The sequence below is a fragment of the Pseudomonas sp. Tn43 genome, assembly GCF_014192635.1.
In the GTDB taxonomy this organism is placed as follows: domain Bacteria; phylum Pseudomonadota; class Gammaproteobacteria; order Pseudomonadales; family Pseudomonadaceae; genus Aquipseudomonas.
The window spans coordinates 128,398-142,801 of the sequence record NZ_JACHYG010000006.1 but is presented as its reverse complement, the minus strand read 5'-3'; the positions used below and the strand labels follow the sequence as shown (position 1 = coordinate 142,801).

Here is a 14,404-nt window from a genome sequence, read left to right as displayed (position 1 = left end):
CACCTTGACCTGTCGGGACATTCACCTGCTAAGCTGATAAATCGCTGTCCCGGATTGAGAAATCATCATTCATGAGCGGCCTTGTTCGCAGTGCCAGCTTGACGAACTACGCTGAAATAGCCCGATTGCTACACGTTGATTACCTGCAGCAATTGCGCCTTGTCGGCCTCGATCCCCGATGCCTGCTTCACCCGGACTTGAAGATTCCCAACGAAGCTGTAGCACGTCTGCTCGAAAATTCGGCGCGTGAAGCGGGGGTAGACGATTTTGGCTTGCGCATGGCCGAAACACGCAAGCTCTCCAATCTGGGGCCTCTGGCGCTGTTGTGGCGTGACGAACCGACGATCCGTTCGGCCATGGAAGCGTTCCGCGACTTCCTTTTCCTCCACAATCAGGGGCTGGTGTTGAATATCGAGGAAAGTGGCGGCGTGGTGGTGTTGCGCATGGAACAGGTCACCATGGGAAACCTGCCGGTGCGTCAGGCAATGGAACTGTCAGTGGGGGTGACCTACCGCCTGCTGAAAAACTTGCTGGGCAATCACTGGCATCCTTCAATGGTTTGCTTCCGTCACGCCGCGCCGATGGACGACAGTCGACACCGCCGCCTATTCGCCACCTCAGTGAAATTCAATAGCCTGATGGACGGTATCGTCTGCCGCAGTACCGACCTGGACAAGGCACTGCCCAGTGCCGATCCGGACATGGCCCGTTATGTTCATCAGTATCTGGACAGTATCCGCGAAGAATCCAAAACGGCTTTACTTGAACAAGTGCGCCAGATGATCTGGACGGCGCTGCCCACGGGCCAGTGCTCGGTGGAACAAGTGGCGGCCAATTTGGGATGGGACAGGCGAACACTGCATCGCAAGCTTGCCCAGGAGGGTGAAACATTTTCTTCGTTGCTGGATCAGGTGCGTGCGGAGCTGGCAATGCGTCACCTGGCACATTCCAATCAACGGTTGAGTGAGATCGCCGGGGCGCTGGGGTTTTCCGAACTGAGTGCCTTCTCCCGCTGGTTCAGCCGGCACTTCGATTGCAGTCCATCCACCTGGCGAGCGCGCCAGTCCAAACTGTAATACAGCCTTTTATTGCGATACACCCAATGCGAACAAATGACTGTTCAACGGATCAATAGATCCACAAGCAATCCGGGTATCAGGTAATGACTCAACCCAACATGAAAACGCTCACCCGCCTGTTCGCTGTCAGCGTGTGCGCAGCGACGAGCACTTGTGCAAATGCTTCGCCCATTTTCCACACCAGTTTCGACTGCGCGACAGCAAGGGCGTCCGTCGAAAAGCTGATTTGTCGCGACTCACAACTGCTGCAGATGGACATCGAACTGACGCGTCTTTATCGCCTGGCGATCACCGACAATCATTCAGTACCGCGACCAGACAAAATCATGATCGACCAGCAGTTCTGGATCGACGCCCGCAATCAGTGTGCCTCCGACCCTGCGCCCAAGGCGTGTACGGTCCGACAGTATGCCGAACGCGCGCACCAACTGCGTCAAGGCTCGGTCATTGCGAGAACCAAGGATCCAGACAGGCTCACCGAAGGCCCGCTGGCGTTTCGGTGTACAGGAATTAATGAGCAGCTGGCCGCCACCTTTTTTAACACTCAGCCTGGTGTCGTGTACCTGAAGTGGGCGAACTCCTCGATCACCCTTAGTCAGGTGCAGAATGATTCGGGAACCCAATACACGGGCAAGGATGCCCGGGGCAGCTACAGCTTTTGGCAAGACGGCAACGCGGTGCTTTTCCAGAAACCAGGCTCAGGGGAAATGAGTTGTACGGCCGAGCCGATCGGGGGTTGGCCAGGCTCACATCCCGAATGAATGGTGTCAGGTTCTGGTCCAGCCAGTAGCGAGCATCTGGAATACCCGGGATCAGCGCTTTTTCCGTTAACGTTGACGGCACCGCATCACGGCGTTGCAGGCATGCTTGACGCAACATGTTCAGGGTTGAGGCGCCAGGTCTGAGCGGGAATGGTTTCAACACGCCTCCTCCGGCCCCGCAATTGACAGAGCCCACACCCATGACCAGCCTCTCAATGTCGAGTGGCCTGAACATCTTTCATGCTAGCGCAAGCAAAGGCAGTCATGAGGTTGGCGGGACGTCCGGTCTGTCCTGCGACTGATCCTCCCCCCTGGACGATCATTAGAAACGCCAGCAATCAGCGCAGCTTCAGCGGATCGACCAGTTCAGCGGCGATGGCCATGCCCACCAGGTCCGGCAAGGTATTGGCCTGCATGCGTTTCATCACCCGCGAACGATACAGATCGACGGTTTTCGCACTGACGCCCAGTTGCTCGGCGATCTCGCGGGTGGTGTAACCCTGGACCAGTGGCAGCAAGACATCGCGCTCCCGTGGGGTCAGTGTCAGCAAGCGCGCCTGCAAGGCTTCGTGCCCCTGATTGCCCGAGCGGTTTGCCGCGCAGTTGCTGAGCGCCTGTTGCACGCTGTCCAGCAGCAATTGTTCGTTGTAGGGTTTCTCGATGAAGTCATGGGCGCCCGCCTTGAAGGCGCGAACCACGATCGGCACATCTGCGTGCCCGCTGACGAAAATGATCGGCAGGTTCAGCTCACGTGCACGCATTTCTTCCTGCACGTTCAAACCGCCCATGCCGGGCATACGAACATCGAGCAGCACGCAGGCATCAAGTCTGGCATCACAGGCATTGAGAAACTCCACGCCACTGGTAAACGGCAAGGCTTTGAGCCCTACCGACTCCAACAACCAGACGGTTGAATCGAGCATGCCTTGGTCATCGTCGACCACATACACCACGTGCTCCGTCACACCTGCCATTACGTTATTCCTGTTGTTGTTTTGTTGGGCCGGCCAGCGGCAAACGGCAGCACATCAGCAGCCCGACAGGTTGGCGTCGAGCCTGCAATTCGCCACCAAAACCTTCGATGATGCTGCGGCTCATGGACAAACCGAGCCCCAGGCCATCGGCCTTGCTGGTATAGAACGGGGTAAATATCTGCTCCAGTTCGGGCTCGCTGACGCCCGGGCCCTGGTCTTGCACACTGACTTCCACGGTTGCACCACCGCCCTGCCCCGCAGCCATCACGATCAGCGAGGGTTGCCCCGGATGCTGTTCGCGGTTGGCATCGATGGCATTTCGCAAGAGATTGAGCAGGACCTGCTCCAGCAGCACCCGGTCGGCATAAATCGGCGGCAGATTATCCGGTAGGCGATCCTCGATTGTCACTTGGCAATTGCTCGCCTCCCAGGCGCATAAACGCACGGCTTCGCGGGCGACGTCGGTGAAATTCAAGGCCTGCATCCGGCGTTGCCCCTTACGCAGAAACGCCCGCAAACGTCTGATCACTTCTGAAGCATGCGTGGCGTGATGGGTAATGCGCTCCAGGCCTTGCGCCACTCGGGCGGCAGCCTGGGGATTGGAATCCAGTGTCTGTAGATAGCGCTGGCTGGCATTGGCGTAATTGACCACCGCCGCCAATGGCTGGTTGATTTCGTGTGCGATGCCCGAGGCCAATTCACCCAGGGTGACCAACCGCGCGGTGTGCGCCAGTTCGTCCTGATGGCGGCGCTGTTGCACTTCACGCAGTTCACGCTCGGTCATGTCCCGCGCCACCAACGAGTAATAGCGCTCGCCGCCGGCCGAACGGTGCGCCAGCAGCACCAGCGATACCGGCACTGAAGTGCCGCCTGCCGGTGGCTGCAATCGCGCATCGGTGCTCCAGACACCGTCGCGCTCGGCACTGCTCCAGCCATCACGCTGCAGACGTGCCAGGTCGCTGCTGGCGAACAACGTTGCCAGGGCTGGCATCGGTTGTTGCTCATCGATTCCCAGGATGCGCCGCGCCGCTGGATTGAGGTAAGTGACTTGCCCCTGGGGGTCGATGAACAACACCGGATCGGTGTTGGCCTCGACGACTTCCGCCAGGCGTCGTTTGTTCTCCTCGGCGTGCACCCGGGCGGTAATGTCCCGGGACACGCTGACCACTTCCACCACTGTCCCGGTATAGGTCTCGCGAATCGCCCGGCTGGCGGTTTCAAACCACAGGTAATGCCCATCCCGATGGCGAATCCGATACGTCATCGTGTGATAACCGTCCTGCTCCAGGGCATCCCGCGCGCGCTGTACCAGGCTGGCCAGGTCCTGACCATGGAACAAGCCTTGGGCCATTTGCCCGCGCAACTCCTCCGGCCAGTAGCCGAGCAATGTCCAGGACGCCGGCGAGGCATCGAGAAAGCGCCCGTCCGGTGTATGCCTGGAAATCAGGTCAGTGGTGTTTTCAATGATCAGCCGGTACAGCCGCCGCGCCGTGGCCGCTTCACGCTCGGCCAGCACTTGTGCCGTGGCATCGCGGCAACGGGCGAGCACACGGTTGTCCTGGGGATCGGGGATAAATGTCCAGATCAGGATCTGCGCTTCGAATTGGGCTTCGACCCCTTCGATGGCGCGTTGCTGGTCCAGGCAGGCGCGTACCAGCACCCGGTGATTCACCGGCAAAAAACCCAGCACATCGGTCAGCGGCTTTTCGGCGAGCAGTGCCAGCAGCGCGGCATTGAACTCCAGCGGTCGGCCCTGGGCATCGAGCAACAGACTGGGCTGTGGATCGTGCCCCAACAGCGGTGAGCCGCGCAGCATGCCATTGACGCTGCTCAGTAGCGTCGTCAGCAAGTCCTGCACCCAACCCAGCCAATCAAGACTCACGCCCTCGCACACTTCCACCAGCAACAAACCCGCCTGCCCCGGTTGCAACGCCAGATCAAACACCTGGCCATGGCTGATAGCGGCCCGGCGCAGTCGCCCGGCCAACCAGCAATCGAGTTGACGTACTTGAGCCAGATCCAGCCGCCCCGCTTCGGCCAGCCGATCAAACAGCTGCTGATCGCTGGCCAGCGAAGGGTCGCCCAGCCCCGGTGGAAAATGCTGGGCGGCGCCCTCGTGGCTGTAAATTCGCGCATTGGGTTGCCAACTCAGATAAACCGCCCGGCGCACCTCGGGGCAATCCTGCAGCGCACGGCACAACGCATCGGCCCGGGCGGCCAGGGACACACCCTCGCGCTGCAGGCGCAACCAGCTGTGCAATCGAACGGGGGTCAGGGTCATCACAGGTCCGCTTCGTTGGGGAAGCCAAGGATATACCGGCCTTGGCGGTGTGACTGTATTGATTTAGATCCATAAGAATCAAATATAGTACATATCCTATATGACGTAGGTTGTACTTCCATACCAGCAGCTGAATGTTATATAAAGCAAACCGGACATAAAAGGTGCCCTCAGCGGCAACGCTGGAAGGGTCACCTATAGAGCTAACAATCAGCCACCGAGTACCCGTACATGTCGATCTATGAACAAGGGCTAGGCCCTGCGGCTGTCAACCATATTGCCTTGTCTCCGCTCAGCTTCATCGAGCGCACCGCCAGCGTTTACCCACACTATCCCGCCGTCATCCATGGCTCGATCCGCCGCACCTGGGCGCAGACCTACACCCGCTGCCGCCGTCTGGCCTCGGCGCTGGCCGGTCGCGGCATCGGCAAGAACGACACGGTAGCGGTGATGTTGCCCAACATTCCCGAGATGCTCGAAGTGCATTTCGGCGTGCCGATGATCGGCGCGGTGCTCAACCCGCTCAACGTGCGTCTGGATGCTGAAGCCATCGCCTTCATGCTGCAACATGGCGAAGCCAAGGTGCTGATTACCGACCGTGAGTTCCATGATGTGATTCACGCGGCGATCGGCATGCTGGATCACCCGCCATTGGTCATCGACGTTAATGATCTGGAGTACGGCGAAGGCCAGGCGGTCAGCGACCTGGACTATGAAGCACTGTTGGCCGAAGGCGACCCTGCTTTCGCCTGGCAGTGGCCCGATGATGAATGGCAAGCCATCTCGCTGAATTACACTTCCGGCACCACCGGCAACCCCAAAGGCGTGGTTTACCACCATCGGGGTGCTTACCTGAACTCATTGGGCAACCAGATGACCTGGGCCATGGGTAACCATCCGGTGTACCTCTGGACCTTGCCGATGTTCCATTGCAACGGTTGGTGCTACCCGTGGATCATCACCGCCATGGCCGGTGTGCATGTGTTTCTGCGCCGCGTCGATCCACAGAAAATCCTCACGCTGATCCGCGAGCATCAGGTCACCCATCTGTGCGCTGCGCCGATTGTGCTCAATGCCTTGGTCAACATGCCGGAATCAGCTAAAGCGGCGATCGATCACCCGGTCAACGCGATGGTCGCCGGTGCCGCACCGCCGGCCAAGGTGATCGGCGCCGTGGAGCAAATGGGCATCAAGGTCACCCACGTCTATGGCCTGACCGAAACCTATGGCCCGGTGACGCTCTGCGCCTGGCATGCCGAATGGGATGAGTTGCCGCTGGACGAACGGGCGCAAATCAAATCCCGTCAGGGCGTGCGATACCCGACGCTCGAAGGCGTGATGGTTGGCGATTCGAAGACGCTGGAGCCGACCCCGCGAGACGGTCAGACCATCGGTGAGATCTTCATGCGTGGCAACACCGTGATGAAGGGCTACTTGAAGAACCCGACCGCCACAGCCGAAGCGTTCGACGGCGGCTGGTTCCACACCGGCGACCTGGCGGTGTGTCATCCCAACGGTTACGTCGAAATCAAGGACCGACTCAAGGACATCATCATTTCCGGCGGTGAGAACATTTCCACCATCGAACTGGAAGGTGTGCTCTATCGCCATCCGGCCGTCATGGAAGCGGCCGTCGTCGCCCGTCCCGATGAGAAATGGGGTGAAACGCCCTGTGCCTTTATTACATTGAAGGCTGATCACCAGGACGTTCGCGAGGCCGACATCATCAGTTTCTGCCGCGAACACCTGGCCGGTTTCAAAGTCCCGCGCACAGTGATTTTCACCCTGTTGCCGAAGACTTCAACCGGCAAGATCCAGAAGTACGTTCTGCGCGACAGGGCCAAAGCGCTCTAACCGAATCAACGTCGTACCCACCAGGTGGCAGGTGTTTTATCTGCCGCTTCGGGCTCGTGCAGGCTGAATTTGGCCCTGCCCCTGACCTACACACTGATAACAAAAACAATGTGGAGCCACCCATGATCGACATCCATTCAACCGATACCCAACGCTGTGAACGCATTCGGTCCAACCCGAAATTCCTTCAATTGGTGAACAGCCGTTCGCGCCTGGCCTGGTCGCTGAGTGCTGCAGTGCTGGGCACTTACTATACGTTCATGCTGGTGGTGGCGTTTGCCCCGCAGTGGCTGCATGCACCGCTCGCCGAACATCGGATGTTGACCCTGGGCATGCCGGTTGGCGCGGCGATCATCATTTTTTCCTGGCTACTGACCGGTTGGTACGTCTACAGCGCCAACACCCGCTTCGACGCACTGGGCGCGGCCATTCTCGAGGAGAGCAAGTAATGAACCTGCTGCGTAAAGTTCTCCTCGCCACTGCCGGGCTGTTGCCGGCCTCCGTCGTGTTGGCTGCACCTGCGCTGGGTGCGGTGGAAAAACAACCGCTCAACCTGCATGCGATCGGCATGTTCTTCGTCTTCGTGCTGGGCACATTGGCCATCACCTGGTGGGCCGCGCGGCAAACCAAATCTACGTCGGACTTCTACACCGCGGGCGGTGGCATCACCGGGTTCCAGAACGGTCTGGCAATTGCCGGTGACTACATGTCCGCCGCCACGCTGCTGGGGCTGTCCAGCCTGGTGTTCGCCAAGGGCTACGATGGCTTCATCTATACCATCGGCTTCTTTGTTGGCTGGCCGATCATCACCTTCCTGATGGCTGAGCGCCTGCGCAACCTGGGGCGCTACACCTTTGCCGACATCGTGTCCTATCGCCTGGACCAGAACAAAGTGCGGATCTTCGCCGCGTTTGGTTCGTTGACAGTGGTGTGCTGCTACCTGATCGTGCAGATGGTCGGTGCCGGTCAATTGATCAAGTTGCTGTTCGGTCTCGACTACCCGGTAGCCGTGATGATCGTCGGCGCGCTGATGCTGGTGTATGTGATTTTCGGCGGCATGATCGCCACCACTTGGGTGCAGATCATCAAGGCTGTGTTGTTGCTGGCTGGCGGCACGACCCTGGCGTTGATGGCCATGTCGCAATTCGGCTTCAGCTACGAAACCCTGGCCAGCAAAGCCGTCGAAGCCCATGCCAGCGGCTGGAACATCATGGGCCCCGGCTCAATGCTCGCCGACCCGATCAACACCGCTTCGATGTCGCTGGGCCTGGTGTTCGGGATTGCCGGCCTGCCGCACATTCTGATGCGTTTCTTTACCGTGCCTAACGCCAAGGAAGCGCGAAAATCAGTGTTCTTCGCCACCGGTTTCATCGGCTTCTTCTTCCTGGTGGTATGCACCCTGGGCTTCGCCGCGATGGTGATCATTGGCACCGACCCGCAGTACTACGTCAATGGCGAAGTCGGCGGCACCTTGATTGGTGGCGGCAACATGGTCGCCATGCACCTGGCCAAAGCGGTCGGTGGCAATCTGTTCTTCGGTTTCCTCTCGGCCGTGGCCTTCGCCACCATCCTTGCGGTGGTTTCCGGGCTGGCCCTGGCCGGTGCTTCGGCGATTTCCCACGACCTCTACGCCGCGGTGTTCAAGAAGGGCAAAGCCAGCGAGAAACAGGAAATGCGCGTGACCCGCATGGCCACCGTGGGCCTTGGCATCATCGCGATTCTGCTGGGCATTCTGTTCGAGAAGATGAACGTCGCGTTCCTGGTGGGCCTGACCTTCGGCATCGCCGCGTCGACCAACTTCCCGGTGCTGATCATGGCCATGTACTGGAAAGGCTTGACCACCAAAGGCGCAATCATCGGCGGTTTCGCCGGGCTGATCTGCGCGCTGGTCCTGGTGATCCTCTCGCCAGCGGTCTGGGTCACCGTGCTCGGCCATGCGCAGGCGATCTTCCCGTACGACCACCCGGCGCTGTTCTCGATGCCACTGGCGTTCTTCGTGATCGTCGTGGTGTCGAAACTCGACCGCAGCGTGCGGGCCGACAAGGAGCGTGACGCTTACGCCGACCAGTTCGTTCGCGCCCAGACCGGCCTCGGTGCCGCCAGCGCTTGCGCTCATTGATTGAAAGGGCACGGCCTGCTCCAGCGGTGCCGTGCCCATCGCACACCCTTTTGAGGTTCACGTTATGCCCGAATTCAACGCCCCGCTGCGCGACATGCGCTTTGTCTTGCATGAAGTGTTCGACGCCCCGACCCTGTGGGCACGCTTGCCGGCCCTGGCCGACAGTGTCGACGCCGCCACCGCTGACGCCATTCTTGAGGAGGCGGCCAAAGTCACCTCGCACCTGATTGCGCCATTGAATCGCAGCGGCGACGAAGAAGGCGCCCAGTGGGTCGATGGCCAGGTGAGCACGCCGATCGGTTTCAAACAGGCTTATGCCACCTACATCGAAGGCGGCTGGGTGGGCCTTTCCGGTAACGCCGATTTCGGCGGCATGGGCATGCCGAAGATGCTCGCCGTGCAGTTCGAAGAAATGCTCTATGGCGCCAACGCAAGCTTCGCGCTGTATTCGGCGTTGAGTTCCGGTGCCTGCCTGGCGCTGGATGCCCACGCCAGTGACACCCTGAAAAACCTCTACCTGCCGCCAATGTACGAAGGCCGCTGGGCCGGTTCCATGTGCCTGACCGAAGCCCACGCCGGCACCGATCTGGGGATTATCCGCACCCGCGCCGAACCCCAGGCCGACGGCAGCTTCAGCATCACCGGCAGCAAGATCTTCATCACCGGAGGTGATCAGGACCTGACCGAAAACATTGTCCATCTAGTGCTGGCCAAACTGCCGGACGCACCGGCGGGGCCGAAAGGCATCTCACTGTTCGTCGTGCCTAAAGTGCTGGTCAATGCCGACGGTTCCCTCGGCGATGCCAACGCGGTGAGTTGCGGTTCGATCGAACACAAGATGGGCATCAAGGCCTCGGCCACCTGCGTGATGAACTTCGACGGCGCCAGCGGCTGGCTGGTCGGCGAAGCCAACAAAGGTTTGGCGGCGATGTTCACCATGATGAATTACGAACGCCTGTCCATCGGCATTCAGGGCATTGGCTGCGCCGAAGCGTCCTATCAGAGCGCCGTCGCCTATGCACGTGAACGTGTTCAGAGTCGCGCGCCGACCGGTGCCATAGCTCCGGACAAAGTGGCCGACCCGATCATCGTCCACCCTGATGTGCGCCGCATGCTGCTGAGCATGAAAGCCATGACCGAGGGCGGCCGTGCGTTCGCCAGTTATGTCGGCCAGCAACTCGATCTGGCGAAGTTTTCCGATGACGTCCAGGAACGGGACAACGCGCAATCTCTGGTTGCGCTGCTGACGCCAGTGGCCAAGGCGTTCTTCACCGACACGGGGCTGGAAAGCTGCATCAACGGCCAGCAAGTGTTCGGCGGCCATGGCTACATCCGCGAATGGGGCCAGGAACAATTGGTCCGTGACGTGCGCATCGCGCAGATCTACGAAGGCACCAACGGCATTCAGGCCCTGGACTTGCTTGGACGCAAAGTGCTCGCCGACAAGGGCTCCGCGCTGCGCCAGTTCACCGGCCAGATCCGTCATTTCGCCCATCAGCCCGACGCGCCCTACTGCGCTCAACTGTTCGATGCCGTGCAGCGTCTGGAAGACCTGAGCGACTGGCTGCAGGATCAGGCCGCGACCAATCGCAACGAAGTCGGCGCTGCTTCGGTGGAGTATTTGCACCTGTTCGGTTACGTCGCCTATGCCTGGCTCTGGGCGCGAATGGCGCAGGTTGCCAAGCAAAAGCTGCCCGAGGATGCAGGGTTTTATGGCGCGAAAATCGCCACCGCGGACTTCTACATTCACCGCTTGCTGCCGCGCATTTTGAGCCTAGAGCAATCCATCCGCGCGGGCAGTGCCTCGTTGTTTGGCCTGAGTGCCGAACAGTTCTAACGATTGAACCGCACGCGGCGCCACGCTCCTCTCTTTTTGGCGTTCGCGTTTTTTATTGATAAGCCCTCGCCCACCTGGCGAGGGCTGCGGGACCTGTCTTTCCATAATAAAAACAAAGGGGCTTCACCATGGACCGCAACACCCGCATCCTCGCTACCCGATTATTGCTGGCAGGCGGTGTCATCAGCCTCTCGGCCCCCGCCGCTGCTGACTTTGTCAAAGACAGCAAGGCCAGCCTGGAGTTGCGCAACTTCTATTTCAATCGCGACTATCGCCAGGACAACGCCGCCCAATCCAAACAAGAGGAATGGGCCCAGGGTTTCCTGCTGCGTTATGAATCGGGATTCACCGAAGGTTTGATCGGTGTCGGCTTCGATGCCATCGGTCTGCTTGGCGTCAAGCTCGATTCCAGCCCTGATCGCGCAGGCTCCGGCCTGCTCAAACGTCACCGCGATACGAGCAAAGGCGCGCAGGACGAGTACGGCGAACTGGGCCTGACCGCCAAAATGCGGGCCTCGAAAAGCACGCTGAAACTGGGCACGCTGTTGCCGAAACTGCCGACGGTACTGGCCAACGACTCACGGCTGTTGCCACAAACCTTCAAGGGCGGTCAGTTGACGTCGCTGGAACTCGAAGGCCTGACGGTGGATGCCGGGCGACTGACGCAAGTCAATCAGCGCGACTCCTCGGACTACGAGGACATGGGCATCACCCGCACCGGCGCCAAGGGCATCACCACGCGTCATGTCGATAGCGACAGCTTCGATTTCGCCAGCCTGAACTACAAATGGACCAGCAACCTTGCCACCGGTTACAGCTACGGCCACCTCGACAACTTCTACAGCCAGCACCTGGTCAACCTGACCTACGTGTTGCCAGTCACCACCGGCCAGTCGCTGAAGACGGATCTGCGCTTTGCCCGTTCCACGGATGATGGCGGCAGCAATATTGATAACAATGCGATTGGCGCGATGTTCACCTACAGCCTCGGCAGCCATGCGCTGGGCCTGGGTTACCAAGACATGAGCGGCGACACCGGCTACGCCTACGTCAACGGCACCGATGCGTACCTGGTGAACTTCGTGCAGATCGGCGACTTCGCCAGCAAGGACGAAAAGTCCTGGCAGGCGCGCTACGACTACAACTTCGCGGCCATTGGCGTACCGGGCCTGACCTTCATGACCCGCTACCTCACCGGTGACAACATCGATCTGGGCGGCAATCGCCCGGAAGGCAAGGAATGGGAACGGGATACCGACATTGGCTATGTCGTGCAGAGCGGGCCGTTGAAGAATGTCGGGGTGAAATGGCGCAATGCGACAGTGCGCTCGACCCACTTCGGCAGCGACCTGGATGAAAACCGCCTGATCGTCAGCTACACCTTGCCGATCTGGTAAGTCGATTCAATTTCTCTGAGGGGGCACGCTACCGGCGGGCTCCCCTTTTTTACGACTCGGGAGTCTTCGGTGTGCTGGAGGGCCTCATCGCGGGCAAGCCCGCTCCCACAGAGTTCTGCTGTAAATGCAGTATTTGTGAACAACAGAGATCACTGAACTGCCCCCCAAAAGTCAGGATCGGTGTCCAACTTTTGGGGGGCAGTTCATCACTCTGAGTAAGTAGCAGCTGCCGAGCCCGCGAGGCAGCTGCTACGGAGAACATTTACGGCTTAACTATCTACACGCAAAAAAAGTCCCGTGACCAAATGAGGCACGGGACAAAAAATTGGTTGGTTGCGGCCAACCAAAGGAGCATTTTTAAGAGCGGTTGCCAGTTACAGGCATTCCTGGGCGGCTCGTTCGAAACTCGAAGGCATAAAGTTCGATGCCAACAAGTGGCGTTCATACAAAAACACCTTGCCGCCATTCGGGGCCTTGTAGGCTTCGAGAACGTTATCGGCCGCGACTTTGCTCGGTACCACGATCCGGTAGCTGCGCTGGGTTTGCGAGACCGTCGGCTTCAGTGCGCTGCCCTTCAACTTCGGTATTACGCAGTCGGCGTACTCGGCAGGCGTTTTTTTCGTCTGGAAGGTCAGCGTCGGGTCATTCGGTGCGGAAACGCAACCGGCCAGCAGTAAGGAGGCGAAAGCCATGACGGGGACAAATAAAGGGCGCATCGGTGAAGTCCTGAAATAAAAAGTCTGGTTCATTGAGCAGCGTCTTCGATGGGGGCGATTCTCCGCCTTTGCCCAACAAACCAGAACTTGCGTTTCTTGATGGTCACTATTACTTGAACCGATAGTTGCACCGCGCTATCGCGAGTCGAGGACAAAAGTCCGACCTGGATAAAACCAAGCCCCGCCAAAGCGGGGCTTGATGTATTTCACCTGGCATCAGGGTCTACGTCCGCCGCCAGGGTTTTGCCCTCCACCTTGATTTTGTCCTCCTTTTTTACCTGCTTCAGACGCTCTTTCCCTGTCGTCGGCAAAGTTGCCCGAGCGGCCTCCTCCCTGTTCGCTGCCGGAGCGGTTGGTCTCGCTGGATTGACGGCCCCCTGAGGCCTGTCCACCTTTTTTGCCGGCATCGGAGGAGCGTTGCGGATCGTTCATCATACCGCCGCCCGACTCCCCGCCTTTTCTACCGGCTTCGGAGGCTTTTCCAGGGTCATTGGCAAAATTGCCAGGGTTCTTGTTACCGGTGTTAGCCATTTTCGTTCTCCTCATGGTTACGAACGAACCTTTGTCGGCTCGTCTTATTCCGAGGTTTTGCGGGATTGAAAGTTTGAACTGATGCGGCATTCTTGCGACAAGCGGATTGGAGTTATTAGTTCCAGAAAACTCCGGCTACGGCGACTAATGGATGTGATTAAAACGAGTATAAAAGCGGGTTGTGCTTATATAATTTGATGAAAGAAAAGAGCGTTGAGGTCTGGCATTATTCGTCTTCGACTCTCTATTTATCCCGTATGGAGGGACGTCGATGACAGAGCACATCGTCCACTTTCATTGTCAGATCGATCAGGGCACCATGGAGCGCTTCAGAGACTGCTGCCTCGACGCCATCGACCAGGGCGCTTCTTCCTTGCTGCTGAATCTATCCACCAGCGGTGGCAGCACCAACTTCGGCTTTGCCCTCTACACCTTCCTCAAATCCCTGCCGGTGCCGCTGTGCGCGATCAATGCCGGCAACATCGAGTCAATGGGCATCATCATGTACCTGGCCGCCGGTCGACGGATCACCGCGCCCCATTCGCGGTTTCTGATTCATCCCATGAATTGGTACTTCAGCCAAAGCTCGGTCGACCACCAGCGGCTGCGCGAATACCTCTCGAGCCTGGATAACGACCTTGCACGTTATGTGCAAATCTTTGCCCTGGAAACCGCACACGCCGATACCAAACTGGACATTTTTCATTGCCTTTCAGCGGAAGAAAAGGTCATTGCGGCGCATGAATCCCTGGCTTACGGCATCGCCCACGAAATGCATCAGATGGTGTTTGCCGATAACGTCAAGCACTGGAAAATCAGTGGCGGCTGACGTACGTTCGAGAGGGCCTGATACCG

12 protein-coding genes and 1 pseudogene are annotated in these 14,404 nt (G+C 59.0%); 8 read left to right on the top strand and 5 right to left on the bottom strand.

Annotated features, from left to right (window positions below; translation table 11 throughout):
• Positions 1-71: 71 nt before the first annotated feature.
• Together FHW68_RS17195 and FHW68_RS17190 are read left to right on the top strand one after the other, a co-directional pair.
• A complete protein-coding gene (locus FHW68_RS17195) occupies positions 72-1,076 on the top strand; it encodes an AraC family transcriptional regulator (RefSeq protein ID WP_095630477.1) in 1,005 nt (334 codons plus the stop codon).
• A gap of 86 nt (positions 1,077-1,162) precedes the next feature.
• Positions 1,163-1,840: an MliC family protein gene (locus FHW68_RS17190; RefSeq protein ID WP_260296652.1), complete on the top strand. Its 678-nt coding sequence runs from the start codon at positions 1,163-1,165 to the stop codon at positions 1,838-1,840.
• Here FHW68_RS17190 and FHW68_RS27305 read toward each other — a convergent pair.
• From FHW68_RS27305 to FHW68_RS17180, 3 genes and pseudogenes are all read right to left on the bottom strand, one after another.
• Positions 1,776-2,000: pseudogene (locus FHW68_RS27305) on the bottom strand (patatin family protein); the annotation flags it as partial. The gene FHW68_RS17190 and the pseudogene FHW68_RS27305 sit on opposite strands and share 65 nt — an antisense overlap.
• Positions 2,001-2,178: 178 nt before the next feature.
• The gene (locus FHW68_RS17185) at positions 2,179-2,814 is read right to left on the bottom strand and encodes a response regulator transcription factor (protein WP_095630475.1); all 636 of its coding nucleotides are present in this window, start codon (positions 2,812-2,814) and stop codon (positions 2,179-2,181) included.
• A gap of 4 nt (positions 2,815-2,818) precedes the next feature.
• Positions 2,819-5,095: a PAS domain S-box protein gene (locus FHW68_RS17180; RefSeq protein ID WP_183681651.1), complete on the bottom strand. Its 2,277-nt coding sequence runs from the start codon at positions 5,093-5,095 to the stop codon at positions 2,819-2,821.
• Between the two features lie 231 nt (positions 5,096-5,326).
• Between FHW68_RS17180 and FHW68_RS17175 the strand changes: the two genes are divergently transcribed.
• From FHW68_RS17175 to FHW68_RS17155, 5 genes are all read left to right on the top strand, one after another.
• Positions 5,327-6,949, top strand: coding sequence for an acyl-CoA synthetase (locus tag FHW68_RS17175; RefSeq protein WP_095630473.1), 1,623 nt, complete (start codon positions 5,327-5,329; stop codon positions 6,947-6,949).
• Between the two features lie 122 nt (positions 6,950-7,071).
• Positions 7,072-7,398, top strand: coding sequence for a DUF485 domain-containing protein (locus FHW68_RS17170; protein WP_183681648.1), 327 nt, complete (start codon positions 7,072-7,074; stop codon positions 7,396-7,398).
• The gene (locus tag FHW68_RS17165; RefSeq protein WP_183681645.1) at positions 7,398-9,068 is read left to right on the top strand and encodes a cation acetate symporter; all 1,671 of its coding nucleotides are present in this window, start codon (positions 7,398-7,400) and stop codon (positions 9,066-9,068) included. Before FHW68_RS17170 ends, FHW68_RS17165 begins: the two co-directional genes overlap by 1 nt.
• 64 nt (positions 9,069-9,132) lie before the next feature.
• The gene (locus tag FHW68_RS17160) at positions 9,133-10,905 is read left to right on the top strand and encodes an acyl-CoA dehydrogenase C-terminal domain-containing protein (RefSeq protein ID WP_183681642.1); all 1,773 of its coding nucleotides are present in this window, start codon (positions 9,133-9,135) and stop codon (positions 10,903-10,905) included.
• Positions 10,906-11,033: 128 nt separating this feature from the next.
• On the top strand, positions 11,034-12,302 hold the full coding sequence (locus tag FHW68_RS17155) for an OprD family porin (RefSeq protein ID WP_183681639.1): 1,269 nt from the start codon (positions 11,034-11,036) through the stop codon (positions 12,300-12,302).
• A 374-nt stretch (positions 12,303-12,676) separates the two neighbouring features.
• Here FHW68_RS17155 and FHW68_RS17150 read toward each other — a convergent pair whose 3' ends face one another.
• Positions 12,677-13,018: a hypothetical protein gene (locus FHW68_RS17150; RefSeq protein ID WP_183681636.1), complete on the bottom strand. Its 342-nt coding sequence runs from the start codon at positions 13,016-13,018 to the stop codon at positions 12,677-12,679.
• A 216-nt stretch (positions 13,019-13,234) separates the two neighbouring features.
• Complete coding sequence (locus FHW68_RS17145; RefSeq protein ID WP_095632551.1) at positions 13,235-13,549, bottom strand: KGG domain-containing protein; 315 nt, start codon at positions 13,547-13,549, stop codon at positions 13,235-13,237.
• Between the two features lie 271 nt (positions 13,550-13,820).
• On the opposite strand from FHW68_RS17145, the gene FHW68_RS17140 reads away from it, so the two are divergent.
• Positions 13,821-14,378 carry an ATP-dependent Clp protease proteolytic subunit gene (locus tag FHW68_RS17140; protein WP_007900348.1) on the top strand — a complete coding sequence of 186 codons (558 nt, stop codon included), beginning with the start codon at positions 13,821-13,823 and terminating at the stop codon, positions 14,376-14,378.
• Positions 14,379-14,404 lie beyond the last annotated feature (26 nt).